This window comes from Hymenobacter algoricola (genome assembly GCF_039539525.1).
Classification (GTDB): Bacteria; Bacteroidota; Bacteroidia; order Cytophagales; family Hymenobacteraceae; genus Hymenobacter; species Hymenobacter algoricola.
On sequence record NZ_BAABDH010000017.1, the window covers coordinates 14092 to 31235 of the forward strand.

Here is a 17144-nt window from a genome sequence, read left to right on the forward strand (position 1 = left end):
TCGCGTGGCGTCGTTGGAGTAGTAATCATACATCAGCACGCGAGATTCCTCGGCTTCGCTCGGAATGACGTTCAATTTTACTATTTGGCTATCTTACCCCTTCTCAAACACCGGCTCAATCCGCCCCTCCGCCCCTACCTGCAGAGCCGCCTCGTAGCGGTTGCCGGTTTTCGCCGACAGGAAGCCCCGGATAACGCCGGTTTTGCCCTTGCGCAGCAGCTGGTTCATCTGGGTTTCGGTCAGGGTTTTGCCGCCCCACTCGAAGGGGGCCCGGAACTGGCAGTCCTCGCGGAAGCGGGAGCAGCCCCAGGCGCTTTTGCCCTTTAGCATGGTGCCCAGCTTGCACATCGGGCACGGAATCTGGCCGGGGTCCTGGGCCGTGGTAGGCTTGCTTTCGGCGGCGCGCACCAGCTCCAGGCCGTGCTGGGGCGTGAGACGCACGGCGGCGTCGAACTTGGCGCCGGCGTCGTCGAAGTAGCCCTTGATAACCGGCGTACGGCCCTTGGTGAGCAGGGCCGCAACCTGCTTGTCGGTGAGGTTCTTGCCCTCGAACTGCGCGGGCAGCCGGAACTGGCAGTTTTCGCGGAAGCGGGAGCAGCCAAAGGCCGTTTTGCCCTTCAGGATGTGCCCCGCCCCGCAGGCCGGGCAGGCGCCCAGGCTGCCGGGAATAGCCGGCGTAGCTACCACGGGCTTCGCCGCCACCGCCGGCTTGGCGGCGGTTACCTCCGAGGCCTGACCGGCCATGGTGATGTAGCGGCGGGAGCCGTCCTGCTTCACCTCGTCCACCATCTCGCGCACCAGCAGCTTGAGCTCGTCGAGAAACAGGCCCGAGTCGAGGTGGCCGGCTTCGATCTGGCGCAGCTTCCGCTCCCACTGCCCCGTCAGCTCGGCCGACTTCAGCGTGGGGTTCCGAATCAGGCCGATGAGCTCGACACCGGTGGGCGTGGGCAGAATCCGCTTTTTCTCGCGGCGGATGTAGCCGCGCTTAAACAGCGTCTCGATGATGGCGGCGCGGGTGGAGGGGCGGCCGATGCCGTTTTCCTTCATGGCCTGCCGCATTTCCTCATCGTCGATGTTGCGGCCGGCGGTTTCCATGCCGCGCAGCAGCATGGCCTCGGTGTAGTCGCGCGGGGGCTGGGTTACTTTCTGGTCGAGGCGGGGCTTGTGGGGGCCGCTTTCGCCCTTCTCGAACGAAGGCAGCACGGTGCTTACCACGTCGTCGTCGCCCTCGCCGGGCTTGGCGGTGCTCGGGGCCTGCTGGGCCGCCGGGTCGCCGTACACGATGCGCCAGCCGGGGCTCAGGATCTGCCGGCCCCGGACCCGGAACGGGTGGCCGGCAGCCTCGGCCGTGACGGTGGTGTTCGAGACTTCGCAGTCGGGATAAAACGCGGCCAGGAAGCGGCGCACGATGATGTCGTACACGCTGCTTTCGGTGCCGCCCAGCCCGCCGGCGCTGGCCCCGGTGGGGATGATGGCGTGGTGGTCAGTGACCTTGTTATTGTTGAAAACCTTGGGGCTCTTCTTGATCTTGGCCGCCAGCAGCGGCTGGGTCAGGCCGCTGTAGGCACCCAGGCCCTTCATGATGCCGGCAATCTTGGGGTACTGGTCGTCGGGCAAAAAGGTGGTGTCGACGCGCGGGTAGCTCACGACCTTCTTCTCGTAGAGGGCCTGCACGGTTTTGAGCGTGTCCTCGGCCGAGAGGCCCAGCTGGTTGTTGCACTGCACCTGCAGCGAGGTCAGGTCGAAGAGCGACGGCGGCGACTCCAACGCCTTCTTTATTTCGACGCCCGTCACGGTCAGCGGCGCGCCCGTCACGGCGGCCATCACGGCGTCGGCCTCTTCCTGGCTCACGAAGTAGCCGCGAGCTTTCAGACGCGCTTTTTCGTCGGGCTCGTCGTCGTCCTTGCCCTTTTTCAGCGGGGCCACGTGGCTGAACATCGTACCCCGGTACTCGGTGCGCAGCACCCAGTAGGGCTCGGGCCGGAAGTTCTGGATTTCGTGGTAGCGGTCGACCAGCAGGGCCAGCGTGGGCGTCTGCACCCGCCCGATGCTGAGCACCTGCTTCTGGCCGGCGGCATACTTGAGCGTAAACAGGCGGGTGGCGTTCAGGCCCAGCAGCCAGTCGCCGGCGGCGCGGCTCTTGCCGGCCTGGTAGAGGTTGTCAAACTCGGAGCCCTCGCGCAGGTTGGCGAAGCCCTGGCGGATGGCTTCCTCGGTGAGCGACGAAATCCAGAGGCGCTTGAAGGGCTTGCGGTACTTGGCCTCCATCAGCACCCAGCGCTGAATGACTTCCCCTTCCTGCCCGGCGTCGCCGCAGTTTATCACTTCCTCGGCGTTGGCCAGCAGGTTTTTGATGACCGTAAACTGCCGCACCACGCCGTCGTCGCGGCGCATGAGCTTGATGCCGAACTGCTCGGGCATCATGGGCAAATCGTGGATGCTCCAGCGCTTCCACTCGGGGCGGTAGTCTTCGGGCTCACGCAGCTGGCAGAAGTGCCCGAACGTCCAGGTAACCTGGTAGCCGTTGCCCTCGAAGTAGCCGTCCATCTTGCGGCTGGCGCCCAGCACGTGGGCAATTTCGCGGGCCACGCTGGGCTTTTCGGCAATGCAGACTTTCACTAGGCAGATTCTCGCGGGTGGGTGATTTTGCCGGGTAGAGCCGGCTCAGGAATCAACAAAGATACGGCGGGAAAAGGTCGTTTTAAGCAAGTCAGAACGACTGTAGAGACGCGTATTCGCGTCTCGGCGCCCACGCCGTTTGGCCGATGGCGTGCGCCGATGCCCGACGGTATCGTTCAACGACGAGACGCGAAGTGTCGCGTCTCTACACCGTTCGGCCAGTTCCCGTACCTTCGCTTCCCTCACTGCTGCTCTTATGCTGAACTCGCTGCGCATCCAAAACTTCAAGTCCTGGCAGGACACGGGCACGATTCAGTTCGGGTCCCTCACCGGCTTCTTCGGCACCAACTCCTCGGGCAAAACCAGCATCCTGCAGTTCCTGCTGATGCTCAAGCAGACGGTGGAATCGTCGGATAGAGGGCAGATTTTGAATTTGGGAGACGATCATTCATACGTCGAACTAGGAACAATTTATGACATTATACATAAACACTCTGACCCAGGTATTTTAGACTTCTCCATTGAATGGTTACCGCCGGTACCGCTAGGCGATGTATTTTTTCCTGGAATTAACATTGATAGTGCTTTGGTAGAAAAAATATCAATGAGCGCCAGTGTTGTATCAGATAAAAATTTATTTTACTTAAACAATTTTCATTATTCAATAAATAATAAAAGCAATATAATAGGAATAAAACGCACAATTAATAAAGACAACAAACCTATGCACAATGCAATCATTGATGAAAAACAATTTAAAGATTTAAAAAATAAAACAAAAATTGTTACTCCTAAGAAATTTTATAGTTACGATTTTCCACTTGGAAATATAGATTGGCACGTAGCGAGTCTAATGTTGCAACTTTCAGGTTCATTTGAACAAGAACTCGCTAATAGCTTCTACTTGGGGCCCTTGCGAGATTATCCGAAGCGGCTATACTCCTGGTCCGGTGACCAAACATCCAGTGTTGGCAATCGAGGAGAACGAGCAATTGCTGCGCTTTTAGCCTCTCGCAATTCCGAACCAACAATAAATATAGGAAGAAATCAATCTAAAAGAACTGTAGAACAACACGTAGCATACTGGCTCAAAGAACTCGGCCTCATCCACTCCTTTGCCGTCCGCCCCATAGCCCCCAACCGCAAAGAATACGAAGTACGCATCAAGCGCACGGCCGAATCGGCAGAAGTATTCCTGACCGACGTAGGTTTCGGCGTGTCGCAGCTACTGCCGGTGCTGGTGCTACTATTTTATGTTCCTGAAGGCTCCACCATTATTCTGGAGCAGCCCGAAATTCATTTGCACCCGGCCGTGCAGGCGGGGCTGGCGGATGTATTTATCGACGCCATCAAGCGGCGCAACGTTCAGATTATCCTGGAAAGCCACAGCGAGCATCTGTTGCAGCGGCTGCAACGGCGGCTGGCGGAGGAAGCCCTGCCTACCGACCAGGTCAAGCTCTATTTCACCGACTTCGTGGGGGCGGCCTCTACACTTACGCCGCTTGACCTGGACCCATTCGGCAACATCCGCAACTGGCCCAAGAACTTCTTCGGGGATTCTTTCGCCGATGCCTCGGCCATGATGGATGCCGAGCTAAAGCGCCGTGAAGCCGCGGGGGAAAAATAAGCTATGCCCAAGTATATTCTCGATACCAACGTGTTGCTGACCGCCGACGGTAAGTCAGACGCGGCTATTGCGTGCATACGCGCAGCTAAATCCCGGCTGGATGTGGTGCAAGAAAATGGCTGCCTCGTGCTGGATTCGCACTACCTGATTCTGAAAGAATATGGTAATAAGCTGAGCCCCATAGGCCCCAATACCCCCGGCAATGCCTTCCTGAAGTGGCTCTTGTCCAACAAGGCCAACCCCGCGTTCTGCGAAGAGGTAGCCCTGGAAACCAACCCCGACGGCAGCTTCGCCACCTTCCCCTCCGACTCCGCCCTAGCCGCCTTCGACCCATCCGACCGTAAGTTCGTAGCCTTGTGTCTTGCGCATCCGGAGCACCCCGCCATCGTGAACGCCACGGATACTGACTGGCACAAAGACTGTGAAGCCCTGGAACGCAACGGCGTGCAACTGGAATTCCTCTGCCCCGCCGAGATGATTCGTGCCCGAACGGCCTAGAGCCGCCCAGGGAATCCTCAATGACCTATCACCTCCTGTGGAACCCGCATTGGACTCCCTAAGAGGCCCGCACAGCTCAGAAAGCCCGCTTAGGGAATCCTATCCGGGCTTCGGAGCACCAGAATACCCTTGGAGGATTCCCTAAGTGGGCGTCACAGCACCCGTAAGGCCGCTTAGGGAATCCTGCTAGACCTTCCCAGCACCAAAATGGCCGTTGAGGGAATCCTCAACGGCCATTTTGGTTTTTGGCGTAACCGGCAGGTTTAGGCCGGAGGGGGCAACTGCGCTTTCTTTGACTTGGTGCCCCCCACGAAGGCCCGGCTCAGATCAAAAAACGCGGCGGCGCGCTGGGGCTGCTCGTAGTGCGTGAGCAGCAGCTGGGCGTAGACGCGGTAGAGCTGGTGGCAGGTGGCTTCGCGGCCGTCGTGCAGGTCGGTGCGGCCGGTGGCGGTGGCGGCCTGGGTGCCGTCGGCCAGCGCCAGGGCCGCTTTCAGGTTTTTATGGATCGTGGCCCCCTCGGTCCGGATGGCCTCGGGGAAGGCGACGGGGCGGGCGGCCAGGGCCGAGAGGAAGGCGCTGAACTCGTCGAGCACCTTATCCTGGCTGCTGCCGGTGAGGCCCGAGCGGCCCCGGGGAAAGATGGCCTTCACGTCGGCGGAACCCTCCTCGAAGGTGGGCACCACGAACTTGCGCTCCACCTTCTTGACGTAGCTTTTGAAGTCGACCAGGGCCTGGGCCACGGTGAGCGTGGCACCCCGGCTTTCGCCGGAAAGCTGCCCGCTGTGCGCGGCAGTGTACGCCGCGTGGGCCGCGGCCAGGTCCCTGATGAGGTCTTTGTGCAGCGTGGCGGCCTCGGGACTCTGGCGCAGGGCCTGCAGGGTGTGGGCCGCCATGTCGCCGAACTCGGCGCGGTTCAGGCGCAGGTTCAGGAAGAAGTTGGCGAAACGGGATTCGTACTTAGCCATGCTGATGAAGGGGTAAGAATGGGAATAAGATAGCCGCGACCCTCGCGGCCGACAGAGGAAATATAGAAAGATTGGCATTATAAACTACTAGCCGTCAGCACCCCCGCCTGCGTACAGCGGTGCAGTACCTCCTGTTTTCTTCTCTTTGCGGCGCTGCTTATGTGGATTGTATTTTCGTTGCTGGCCGCTCTGGCAGCGGCTTCGGTGATTACCCTGTCGAAGCTCGGCATCCGGGACGTGGAGCCCAGCGTGGCCTTTGCCGTGGAGTCGGTGCTGATCATTGTGGTGGCCTGGGGCGTGGTCGCCTGGCAGGGGCACCTGCCCACGGTAGCCCACCTGGAGGGCCGGACCTGGGTTTTTCTGGTGGCGGCGGGCGTGCTTACCGGCGTATCGTCGCTGCTCTCGTTTCAGGCCCTGAAGCTGGGGCAGGCGTCACAGACCTCGTCATTTGATAAAATCTCGCTGGTGTTTTCCATCGTGCTGGCCGTGGTCTTCCTGAAGGAAAAGCTTACCTGGCAGCTGGTGCTGGGCGCCGCCCTGATGGCTGGCGGCGCGGTCCTGATTGCCTTTTCCAAGCCGGCAGCCTGACAGGTGCAGGCCCGTCAGCGGGGCAAAAAAACAGCCCCGGCGGATGGGCCGGGGCTGCTTGGGCAGAACAGTGGGGTCCGAGGCTTTACTCCCGCACTTCCCGGAGGCTGCGCTTTGCTTCCTTGCGGGCATGTTTCAGGTATACGTTCAGCCGCTGGCCGCGCGAAACTTCAATAACCCGGGCGTTGCTCAGCTTCACCGTCGACTTATCGACGGCCGCATTCAGCACCAGCTCCTCGTCGGCGTAGCCAGCGTAGGTAACCACGGCCGGCAAGGCGCCGGCATCGGCGGGCACCCGGAACTGGAACTGGCCTTCGGCGTTGGTAACGGCCATTTGACGGGTACCTTTCAGAATCACGACGGCACCGGGCAGCGGTCCTGCCGGGTTGGTAATTTTGCCGGAGAGCATCATGACGTCGGTGGCCCCGGACCCGTCGCCTTCGGCGGAATAGGGAGCATTGCTGGCCAGGGTCCGCTGCTGCTGGGCCTGGGCGGAGGTGGTGATTACGGAACCGGACAGGGCACTGAAAAGCAAGAGAAAGTAAGAGAAGCGCATAGGACAGGTGGTCAGGGTAGAATTGCTATGTGTGGGTACCTGAACGAGGCCGTGCACCCTTTTGTTTAACAAAATTCGTGATTTACTTAAACAAACAATCCTCTCCATCCTGCCTTCAACCTACGTCACGCCACCTGACAGCCACGTAGCCGATAGAGCGACCTGGCAGTCACAAAAAAACGCCGCAGCCAGGGGCTGCGGCGTTTTCAACCACACTTAGAGACAAATACAAGTCAGGCAGCCTGACTTGTGGGGTTAGCTAGCCTTGTGCATTACCGCAGACTCTTCGCCTTTTGGGTTTTGCCGGCCGGCTTGGTTTCAGTATCCTTCGTCAGCTTATGGAGCTTGCCGTCCTCGGCTTGCTCGGCCACTTTCTCGGCATGCTCGGCCGCGTTGATGCCGTAGATGTGCATGAACTCATCAAGCGTATCGGTTTCCACTTTCAAATCGTGCAGCAGGCCGTCGTGGAGGTCGTAGACGAGACCGTGCAGCTGGGGCGGGTTGGCCCCCTTGCGGGCATTCTGGATGATGTTGGTGCTGGCCAGGTTGCGGACCTGCTCGATGACATTGAGCTCCACAAGACGCCGCAGTTGCTGGTCCTTGTCGCTGATGCCCATAAACTCGGTTTCGTGCAGGCGCACCACGTCCCGGATGTTGGCCAGCCAGTTGTCAATCAGACCATACTGCTTGTTGGAAGCCGCGGCGGCTACGCCCCCGCAGCCATAGTGCCCCACTACCATAATATCTTTCACCTCAAGCACCTCGACGGCGTACTGCAGCACGGCCAGCAGGTTCATGTCGGAGTGAACGACCAGGTTGGCAATATTGCGGTGCACGAACATCTCACCAGGACCGGTACCGGTGATTGCGGAGGCCGGCACCCGCGAATCGGAGCAGCCAATAAACAGGTAGCGGGGTTTCTGGCCCTTGGCCATCTTGTTGAAAAACTCGCTGTCTTCGGAAAGCTTGGTTTCAACCCACTTGCGGTTATTGGCAATTATTTCTTCCATCGGGGAAATTTAAGAGAGGGTGGTCAGTAGATAAGGGCGGTTGGGAGTAGCTCAGTGGCCTAGTGGCCCAGGGCTTCTACCTGCCGGATGCCGCGCAGCTCGAGCTTGATGCCCCGCTCGGCGGCCGTAATACGCAGGTTCTCGATGGCCTCCAGCACGTCGTAATCAATCACGGCGGAATCGGTGCCGTCGAGGATGACGGACGAGCCCGGAGTCAGCTGGTCAAACGTGGTGACGATGCTGGCCTTGTTGAGGAACGAAACGTGCTCCGACAGCTTAATATGTACTACGCCGGGCTCGTGGCTGGGTTCGTTGTGAAAGTAGTAGGCCGAATTCAGGTTGGCTTTCAGAATGTAGAAGATACCCACGGCCAGACCCACGCACACTCCCTTGAGCAGGTCGGTAAACATGATGGCCACTACCGTAACGAAGAAGGGCAGAAACTGCTCCCAGCCCAGGCGCCACTGCGTGCGGTACAGCGCCGGCTTGGTCAGCTTAAAGCCTATCAGCAGCAGCACCGCCGCCAGCGCCGACAGCGGAATCAGGTTCAGCACCGACGACAGCAGCAGCAGGCTTATGGCCAGCAGCAAGCCATGAAAGAAAGCGGATACTTTGCTTTGGGCGCCGGCGTCGATGTTGGCCGAGCTGCGCACGATAACGGCCGTCAGCGGCAAGCCGCCCAGCAGACCGCTGACAATATTGCCGACGCCCTGGGCCTTCAGCTCCCGGTTCTGGGGCGTATGGCGCTTGTGCGGGTCCAGCTTATCGACGGCTTCCACGCTGAGCAGCGTTTCGAGCGAGGCCACAATGGCAATGGTAAAGGCCACCACGTACGTGGAGCCCCGGGTCAGGGCCGACCAGTCGGGGAAGTTCAGCTCGCGGGTCAGATCGGAAAAGGAAGTAATGGCCGGCAGCTTCACCAAATGCTCCGGGCGCACCTGGATGTCGGGAGCGACCCGCATCAGCAGCAGGTTCAGCAGAATGGAAGTGACCACCACCAGCAGGGCGCCGGGAATGAGCTTCAGCGCCGGAATGCTCTTCACCGGCTTGCTGTCCCATATCATCAGGAGCACCAATGACACGAGCCCGATCAGGGCCGAGCCCCAGCTGACGGCGTTGGTTGCCGCTATAATGGCCGAAAACGTGTTCTGCCCGTTGAACTGCAGGAAGTCCATGTCCTCAAAGTAGTCCGTATCGGCCCCGAAGAAATGGGGTATCTGCTTCAGGATCAAAATCAGGCCGATAGCGGCCAGCATTCCCCGGATAACCGAGGAGGGAAAGTACATGCCAATGATACCCGCTTTCAGGAAGCCCAGAATCAGTTGCAGCACTCCCGCCAGTACGGTGGCGGCCAGCACGGCCTGAAACGAGCCCAGCGTACCGATGGCCGATACCATGATGGCAGTGAGGCCGGCCGCAGGGCCACTTACGCTCAGCTGCGAGCCGCTCAGCCACGACACCAGCACGCCCCCCACGATGCCGGTAATAACCCCCGAAAGCAGCGGGGCCCCCGAGGCCAGCGAAATGCCCAGGCACAGCGGCAGTGCTACCAGGAACACAACCAGGCCTGCGGGACCGTCTTTAGCCAGGTTCTTTAAATAATTGGAGGCGGGCGCCGAAGCCAATGTGGTTTCAGGGGCGCTGGCCGGGGAGGTCTTCACCATAAGTGTGGGTCGGGTGAGCAGCCAAATATCGTCACCGACGGGAACTCAGCCTTAGAGTGTTCTACAAGTGTACGGCGAGAGAGTTAAGACCAGGTTAAAAATACGTTAAAAGGACGTTAAAATGGACAAGTCACCCTCCCCCGCCGGCACAGCTGGTTCTATACGTTTCTCACCCAGCTTACGCTGCCCGACGGGCCGACGGCGCGCTACCAGCAGCGGGGAACTGGCTTCAGGCAGCAGGCATCTCCAGCGTCACCTGAGTGCCTACGCCTAGTTTGCTGGCTACCCGCACCGCGCCACCGTGCAGCTCCATTATTTTGGCGGTGAGCGGCAGGCCAATGCCGTGACCGGGCACGTTGCGCACCGTCTCGGCCCGAAAGAAGGGCACAAACACCTGCTGCCGGTCGGCTTCACTCATGCCCACGCCCTGGTCGCGCACTTCCAGCCGCACCCGCCCTTTGGCCACCGACAGCAGCGCCAGTACCGGCTGCTCGGCCCCGCGGGAGAATTTGCAGGCGTTTTCAATTACGTTGAGCAGGGCTGCCAGCAGCAGCGGCTCGTTGCCCCGCACCAGAAAAGGCTCGTTCTCGCGCTCTACGGGGGGCTCAGCAAACTCCAGGTCGATGCGGCTGGTGGGCTGGCGGCGCTGCACTTCCTCGTGGGCCTGCAGCAGCAGCTCATCGAGGCGCAGCAGCTTGAGCGGTACCTGGGAAGGGTCGTCGGAGGCGCGGGCAATCTGCAGCAGGCCGTTGGTAAGGCCGTTGAGCAGACGGGCCGCATCGAGCGTACTCTGCAGCACGCGCCGGTACTCTACCGGGCTGCGCTGCTGCAGCAGCGCTACCTCGAGCTCCCCGATGAGCACCGTCAGGGGGGTGCGCAGCTCGTGCGAGGCATCGCGCACGAAGGTACGCTGGCCTGCAAAGGCTGTTTCGAGCCGGTTGAGCAGACTGTTGAAGCGCTGGGCCAGGTGCGACACTTCATCCTGCCCCTCCGCTTTGCTGAGCCGGCGGTGCAGATCGGAGGCCGAAATGGTATCCACTTCCTGCACAATGCGCTGCATGGGCCGCAGCGCCTGCCGGGCAAAAAACCAGCCCCCGATACCCACAATAATCAGCGAAATGAGCAAGCCGCCGGCCAGCACCTGCCGCAGCGTGCGCAGGTTGGTACGACTGTCGGAGTCCAGGGAAGCAGCCACCACTACGAAGTCGCCGCGATGCACGTCGCGGTAAAGCAAGCCCACGGTTTGGTGGTAGTGGTTCTGCTCCTCAATATGTCGGCCCCGGCGCCGCACGTCGTCCAGCAAGGCCAGCGGCACGGGATGGTTGGGGCCCTGCCCCTCGTAGAACACTTCCTTATTGGCGCTGTCGAACACGCGAACTTCCTCTTCGGGCAGCGTCCGGTAGAACTGCCGCAGGTAGCGCCGGTACGATTCCTGACTTTCCGCATTGCCCCGGTTGGCCCCGTCGAGGTACACGTGGGCTACTACCCGCGCCCGGGCAAACAGGCTCTCGGTGAAAGCGTTGCGCCGCGACTGGTAGGTAAAAAAGTAGATAACCAGAGAAAACAGCAGCAGCGTAACGGCCAGAATAGCCGCAAACTGCCACGCCAGACGGGTACGGATGGTCATACGAACTGGGAGCTGAGGAATGGTGAAAAGCGTGACGGGCTCAGACCACGGCGGGCGGCGTCGGCCCCCTCCTGCCTGGGCTTGGAGAGCACCAGGGCTGCTGCCCTAGGCCTCCTCGCGCATCACGTAGCCCATGCCGACCAGGGTGTGAATCAGCTTGGGCGTGAAGTCCTTGTCTACTTTTTTGCGCAGGAAGTTGATGTACACGTCGATGACGTTGGAGCCCGTGTCGAAGCTGGTTTCCCAGACGTGCTCCAGAATATCGACCCGGGAAACCACCCGCCCCTGGCTGCGCAGCAGGTACTCCAGCAGGGCAAACTCGCGGGCCGTGAGCTGAATGGCCTGCCCGGCCCGCTGCACCAGCTTGCGCGAGGGGTCCAGACTCAGGTCGGCCAGCTGCAGCACGGCGGCGGCCGGCGTATCGTTGCGGCGGCGCGAGAGGGCGCGGATTCGGGCCAGCAGCTCCTGAAAGGCAAAGGGCTTGACCAGATAATCGTCGGCGCCGGCATCGAGGCCGCGGATTTTGTCGTCGGTTTCCCCCAGGGCCGTGAGCATCAGAATGGGCACCTTGCTGTTCTGGGCGCGCACCTGCCGGCACACTTCCAGGCCGCTGAGCCCGGGCAGCAGGTTGTCGAGGATGATCAGGTCGTAGCTGTTGCCCAGCGCCAGGCGCATGCCGGTGAGGCCATCGGCGGCCGTATCGACGCTGTGTGCCTGCTCGGTGAGGCCTTTTTGCAGAAACGAGGCCACTTTGGGCTCATCTTCAACCAGCAGAATTTTCATTGACACGTGGTTCAGGGTGGGAAAGGCCGCCGAAGTTAGGCAGTTCCGCCCGCATGCGACGCCGGAATCCACCTTCCCAGCTTCACAGAACACTTCTACTTATCAACCACATCATTATGCAGTACAATATTTTAACAGAATAATTTAAGTTTATCTTGACATTATAATTCGAATACAATACGTTTATGAAAATATTCTATTACAGGGTGTTTTCTGTTCTTCTGGTTCAATAGTCTGCTTCAGCCCCGTTCCAGCCGGGCCGCAAGCAAGCTTCTTTCCGCTGCCTACGTCCGTCCATCATGCGCCTATTCCACCGTTTTTACCTATCTGCGCTGCTGCTGGCCACCGGCTGGCTGAGCGGCTGCGTGGCCCAGCGCACGTTGCCTTACCTGCAGGGCGCCGACTATTCGGTCACTACGCCGGTGGCGGTACCCAACGAGCGGCTGCTCTACCGCATGCAGCCCGGCGACGTGCTCAGCATCCGGGTGCAGAGCGTGCAGCCCGTGCTCAACGACATGTTCAACATCACCGACACCCGCACCATAGCAGCCGGCGGCGACCCGAGCAACCTGTTTTTGTCGGGCTATTCGGTGGATGCCACCGGCCATATCAATCTGCCGACCGTGGGTCGGGTGAAGGTGGAAGGTCTGACGGTGGAAGACGCCCAGGAGCAGATTCAGCAGCAGGTGGGCAAGTTTGTGCGCGATGCCAACGTGCTGGTCAAGCTGCTCAGCTTCAAGATTACGGTGCTGGGCGAGGTGCGCAACCCGGGCCGCTACTACATCTACAACACCCAGGCCACGCTGCTCGAAGGGCTGGGCCTGGCCGGCGACCTGACCGAGTTTGGCAACCGCCAGAACGTGAAGCTGATCCGGCAGACCCCGACGGGCTCGGAAGTGATGCTGCTCAACCTGACCGACCCGAACCTGCTCCGCTCCCGCTACTACTACCTGCTGCCCAACGACGCGCTGTACGTGGAGCCCATTGCGGCCCGGGCCAACCGCGCCAACGCCAACAACCTGGGCATCGTCTTCGCCGGCATCTCGGCCGTGGTGCTGGTGCTCAACTACGTCAAGCTGCTCTGATCCGGCTCCCCTGCCCACTCTCCTACCCTATTCGTATGGAACGCCCCGCTACTTCTGCCGACGAGCTTGACCTGCACGAGCTCCTCTTTAAGCTACGCCAGCGCTGGCCGCTGTTTGTGGTTTCGCTGCTGGTCTGCGGCGCGCTGGCGTTTCTGTACCTGCAGCTGAAGGCCCCGGTGTACGATTACCGGGCCTCCATCATGCTGGGCAACCAGGGCTCGGGCTCGAAGCGCGCCCAGGAGCTGCTGCAGATTCTGGAGGTCAAGGAGCGCGGCGTCAAGATTGAGGATGAAATCGGGCTGCTGCGCTCCGCCGACATGGTGCAGCGCACCCTGGCCCGCCTGCCGTTTACGGTTTCCTACTACGCCGTGCCGCACACCTGGCTGAACAAGTTCGCAGACCTGCAGGTGCGGGAGCGGCCGGCCGGGGCCATGCCCTTCCGCGTCGTTCCCGATCTGCAGGCGCCCCAGCTGGCCGATACCCGCATCGATGTGCTGCCGCTGCCCGACGGCCGGTTTCGGGTGCGGGCCCAGGCCGGGCGGGGTCAGCTTTACAGTCTGCCCTCGGGCGAAGTTATCCGCGACGTGCTGGGCGTGAACCTTGACCAGACCGTGGCGGCCGGCGACACGCTGCGCCACCCGCTGCTCACGGCGGTGCTGCTGGCCGAGCCCGGCTACAGGCCCGACCTGGCCCACGAGCACTACTACTTCGAGCTCAACGACCTGACTACGCTCGTGACCGACTATCAGAAGTATCTGGCCGTGCGCCCCATCGACCACGACTCGCGCATCGTGGAGCTGGGCCTGAAAGGTGTGGTGCCGGTGAAGGAAGCGCAGTTTCTGGATACGCTGATGGCCGTTTTCATTGAAGACGACCTGCGCGAGAAAAACCTGATCGGCCATAAAACCGTGGGCTTCCTGGACCAGGAAATCGGTAAGCTGGCGACCCAGCAGCAGCAGTCGGCGGCGGCGCTGAGCAGCTTCCGCGCCGCCCGGGGCGTGGTGGACGTGGGCGTGCAGTCGAACGAAGGCATCCGCCAGCAGGGGGAGCTGCAGATGATGCGCGCCAAGGCCTCGACCAGCCGCAAATACTATCAGAACATGCTGAGCTATCTGCGCGCCAACCAGGGCGCGGCCCAGGTTGCCTCGCCCAGCAGCGTGGGCATTGAGGACCCGGTGGTCAACAACCTGATCATGCAGCTCGCCGACCTGAACAGCCAGCGGGCCGCGCTGGGCGTAAACGCCAGCACCACCAACCCGCTGGTGACGGTGCTCGACGAGCGGATCCGCACGGCCAAGCAGTCGTTGATGCAGACGCTGGCCAACATGACCCGGGCCACCGACATCGCCCTGCGCGACCTGGATCAGCAGCTCAACCGGGTAAACGGCACCATCAGCGCCATGCCCGAGAACGAGCGGCAGCTGGCGTCGCTCAAAAACAAGAGCGACTTCAACGAGAAGAACTACAACTTCCTGGTGGAGAAGCGCGCCGAGGCCGCCATTGCCCTGGCGACCAATGCCACCGACAAAAAAGTAGTCGACAACGCGGAGCTGAGCGGCACGGGGCCTTCGGCGCCCAAGCTGCCCATGGTCCTGCTGCTGGCCGTGGTCATGGGCTTCGCCCTGCCGTTTGGGCTCACGCTGCTGCTGAGCAAAACCAACCGCTGCATCCAGAGCAAGGAGGATTTATCGCGCATCACGGCTATCCCGATGCTGGGCGTGGTGGCCCATGGCTCCCGCGCCGACAAGAAAACCATGCTGCGCGAGCCCAAGGGGCCCATTGCCGAGTCGTTCCGCTCCATCCGGGTCAACCTGCAGTACCTGTCGGCGGGGCTCGATAAGAAGGTTATCGGCGTCACCTCCTCGGTGCCGGGGGAGGGCAAGACCTTCTGCGCGGTGAATCTGGCGGCCGAAATTGCCCAGAGCGGGCGGCGGGTGCTGCTGCTGGAGTGCGACCTGCGCCGGCCCACCATTGCCAGCTATTTCGGCCTCGACCCGCGGGCCGAGCACGGGCTGAGCTCTTACCTGATGGGCCTGAGCACGCTGGAAGAAGGCGTGGCGGCCAGCGGCATCCGCAACCTGGACGTGCTGTGCTGCGGGCCCATCCCGGCCAATCCGACCGAGCTGCTCGAAACGGCCCGCATGGAAGCCCTGCTCACCCAGCTGCGTCAGCAGTACGACTACGTGCTGGTGGACACGCCGCCGGTGGGCTACGTGGCCGAGTTCTTTGTGCTGCTGCGCCACCTGGAGGCCAATATCTACGTGGTGCGCCAGAACTACACCGACAAAGGGCTGGTCAGCCAGATCAACGAGCTGCACCAGGAGCAGAAGGTCAAACAGCTCTACATCATCATCAACGACATGCACTTCACCCGAACCTACGAGTACCGCTACAAAGAACAGGCCTACGCCTACGGGCGCTAGCGCCGCCCTTCGCTCTGCTGCCCGCGCCCACCGCTTTCCCTTCCGGCTCAACCTCCCCTGACATGGCGCACGAACAGAACCTGACCTCGGCCACCGTGCACGGGGTGAAATGGACCACGGCGGCCACCATCACCAACGCAGTCATCCAGGTTGGCTACTCGGCCATCATGGCGCGGCTGCTCAGTCCGGCGGCCTTCGGGCTGGTGGCCCTGGCCGGCGTGGTGCTGCGCTTCGGCACGTACTTCGCCCAGATGGGCATGGAGCAGGCCATCATTCAGAAGCCCGAGCTGCGCGCCACCGACGTGCGGGCGGCCTTCACGTCGTCGGTGCTGCTGGGGACGCTGTTTGCCGGGCTGCTGGCCCTGAGTGCGCCGCTGGCGGCCGACCTGGTACGGCAGCCCGAGGTGGTGCCCGTGGTGCGGGTGCTGGCGGCCGGCGTTTTCCTGACCGGGCTGAATGCCACTGCCCTGAGCCTGCTGCGCCGGCAGATGCGCTTTCGCACGCTGGCGCTGATAGAAGTAGTTTCCTACGTGCTGAGCTACGCCGGGCTCGGTATCGGGCTGGCCGGGCAGGGCTTCGGGGTGTGGGCCCTGGTGGGCGCCACGCTGGGCCAGGGCCTGCTGCTGACTATTCTGAGCTACGCCGCGGTCCGGCACTCGGTGCGGCTGCTCTTCAGCTGGACGGCCTACCGGCCGCTGGTAGCCTACGGCAGCCGCATGTCGGCCATCAGCTTCGTGGAGTTTATCAATGGCTCGCTCGATACCGTGCTCATCGGGCGGCTGCTGGGCGCCACGGCGCTGGGAATCTACAGCCGGGGCTGGATGCTGGTGGGGCTGCCCGTGTACCTGCTCACCACCAGCGTGGCCAAAGTGGCCTTCCCCTCCTTCAGCCAGGTGCAGGCCGACCGCCCCAAGCTCCGGCGCGTGTACCTGAGCAGCGTCACCCTGGTAGCGGCCCTGGTCATGCCCATCTGCGCCGGGGCCGCCGTAGCCGCGCCCGAAATCGTGGGCGTGCTGCTGGGAGCGAAGTGGGCGGCCGCCGTGCCGGTGCTGCGCATCATCAGCGCGGCTTTCGCCCTGAGCCTGGTTACCATGTTTGCCGGCATCGTGTGCGACGCGACGGCTACGCTGCTGCCCAAACTAGTACTCAGCCTGGTCACGATGCTGACTCTGACCGGCCTGTTTTTTGGGCTGAGCCGCTACGGGCTGCTGGGCGTGGCCACCGCGGTGGTGCTGGGCGAAGTGGTGCGCACCATCTTGTACGCGGGGCTGCTGCGCCGGCTGCTGGCAGTATCGGTGCCCATGCTGTTGCGGGCCTACCAGCCGGGAATACTGGCGGCGCTGGTCGTGGCAGGCGCCACGGCGGCCGTCAGCTACGGGCTGCGGCTGGCCGGCACGCTGCCCCTGCTGCTGTTGCTGCTGCAGCTGCTGACCGGAGCCGGCGTGCTGCTGGCCCTGGCCTGGCTGGCCCCGCCGGCCCAGCTGCGCGAGGTGCTGGGCAGCCTGCTCGGCCGCCTGGACGCGGGCGGCGCGGCCGGAGGCTGGTCTGCCCGGATGCTGACCGCCATTGCCCGGCGCCTGGCTTACCTGGGGGGCGGGCGGACAGCTCCGGCGGCCGGACCACCTGCCCGGCGCTTTGCGGCCCGCCGCCCCAACCCCGCCGCTTTTTCTCCCGACCCCGAAACTGAGCTGGCCTGACC

The 17144-nt window shown here is 62.0% G+C and carries 13 protein-coding genes; 6 read left to right on the forward strand and 7 right to left on the reverse strand.

All coding sequences use genetic code 11. The features are described from left to right. Positions 1-93 precede the first annotated feature (93 nt). Complete coding sequence (locus tag ABD842_RS05140) at positions 94-2619, reverse strand: type IA DNA topoisomerase (protein WP_345110985.1); 2526 nt, start codon at positions 2617-2619, stop codon at positions 94-96. A 256-nt stretch (positions 2620-2875) separates the two neighbouring features. On the opposite strand from ABD842_RS05140, the gene ABD842_RS05145 reads away from it, so the two are divergent. After that, the gene (locus tag ABD842_RS05145; RefSeq protein WP_345110988.1) at positions 2876-4246 is read left to right on the forward strand and encodes a DUF3696 domain-containing protein; all 1371 of its coding nucleotides are present in this window, start codon (positions 2876-2878) and stop codon (positions 4244-4246) included. A 3-nt stretch (positions 4247-4249) separates the two neighbouring features. Then, positions 4250-4744, forward strand: a complete 495-nt coding sequence (locus ABD842_RS05150) for a hypothetical protein (RefSeq protein WP_345110990.1) — start codon at positions 4250-4252, stop codon at positions 4742-4744. 263 nt (positions 4745-5007) lie between these two features. On the opposite strand, the gene ABD842_RS05155 is transcribed toward ABD842_RS05150, so the two are convergent. Then, positions 5008-5709 carry a hypothetical protein gene (locus ABD842_RS05155; RefSeq protein ID WP_345110992.1) on the reverse strand — a complete coding sequence of 234 codons (702 nt, stop codon included), beginning with the start codon at positions 5707-5709 and terminating at the stop codon, positions 5008-5010. Between the two features lie 159 nt (positions 5710-5868). On the opposite strand from ABD842_RS05155, the gene ABD842_RS05160 reads away from it, so the two are divergent. Next, the gene (locus ABD842_RS05160) at positions 5869-6297 is read left to right on the forward strand and encodes an EamA family transporter (protein ID WP_345110995.1); all 429 of its coding nucleotides are present in this window, start codon (positions 5869-5871) and stop codon (positions 6295-6297) included. Between the two features lie 85 nt (positions 6298-6382). On the opposite strand, the gene ABD842_RS05165 is transcribed toward ABD842_RS05160, so the two are convergent. The 5 genes from ABD842_RS05165 to ABD842_RS05185 form a co-directional block, all read right to left on the reverse strand. Then, positions 6383-6853 carry a carboxypeptidase-like regulatory domain-containing protein gene (locus ABD842_RS05165; RefSeq protein WP_345110998.1) on the reverse strand — a complete coding sequence of 157 codons (471 nt, stop codon included), beginning with the start codon at positions 6851-6853 and terminating at the stop codon, positions 6383-6385. A gap of 272 nt (positions 6854-7125) precedes the next feature. After that, on the reverse strand, positions 7126-7863 hold the full coding sequence (locus tag ABD842_RS05170) for a carbonic anhydrase (protein ID WP_345111000.1): 738 nt from the start codon (positions 7861-7863) through the stop codon (positions 7126-7128). A gap of 59 nt (positions 7864-7922) precedes the next feature. Beyond that, positions 7923-9527 carry a SulP family inorganic anion transporter gene (locus ABD842_RS05175; RefSeq protein ID WP_345111002.1) on the reverse strand — a complete coding sequence of 535 codons (1605 nt, stop codon included), beginning with the start codon at positions 9525-9527 and terminating at the stop codon, positions 7923-7925. A 229-nt stretch (positions 9528-9756) separates the two neighbouring features. Then, complete coding sequence (locus ABD842_RS05180; RefSeq protein WP_345111005.1) at positions 9757-11154, reverse strand: sensor histidine kinase; 1398 nt, start codon at positions 11152-11154, stop codon at positions 9757-9759. Between the two features lie 105 nt (positions 11155-11259). After that, the gene (locus ABD842_RS05185; protein ID WP_345111008.1) at positions 11260-11937 is read right to left on the reverse strand and encodes a response regulator transcription factor; all 678 of its coding nucleotides are present in this window, start codon (positions 11935-11937) and stop codon (positions 11260-11262) included. Positions 11938-12236: 299 nt separating this feature from the next. On the opposite strand from ABD842_RS05185, the gene ABD842_RS05190 reads away from it, so the two are divergent. The 3 genes from ABD842_RS05190 to ABD842_RS05200 all read left to right on the forward strand — a co-directional run bounded on the left by ABD842_RS05190 (position 12237) and on the right by ABD842_RS05200 (position 17142). Beyond that, complete coding sequence (locus tag ABD842_RS05190; protein ID WP_345111010.1) at positions 12237-13022, forward strand: polysaccharide biosynthesis/export family protein; 786 nt, start codon at positions 12237-12239, stop codon at positions 13020-13022. Between the two features lie 35 nt (positions 13023-13057). Further along, positions 13058-15445, forward strand: coding sequence for a polysaccharide biosynthesis tyrosine autokinase (locus ABD842_RS05195; RefSeq protein WP_345111012.1), 2388 nt, complete (start codon positions 13058-13060; stop codon positions 15443-15445). A gap of 62 nt (positions 15446-15507) precedes the next feature. Further along, positions 15508-17142 (forward strand): lipopolysaccharide biosynthesis protein, encoded by a 1635-nt coding sequence (locus ABD842_RS05200; protein ID WP_345111014.1) that lies wholly within the window; start codon positions 15508-15510, stop codon positions 17140-17142. Positions 17143-17144: the final 2 nt, after the last annotated feature.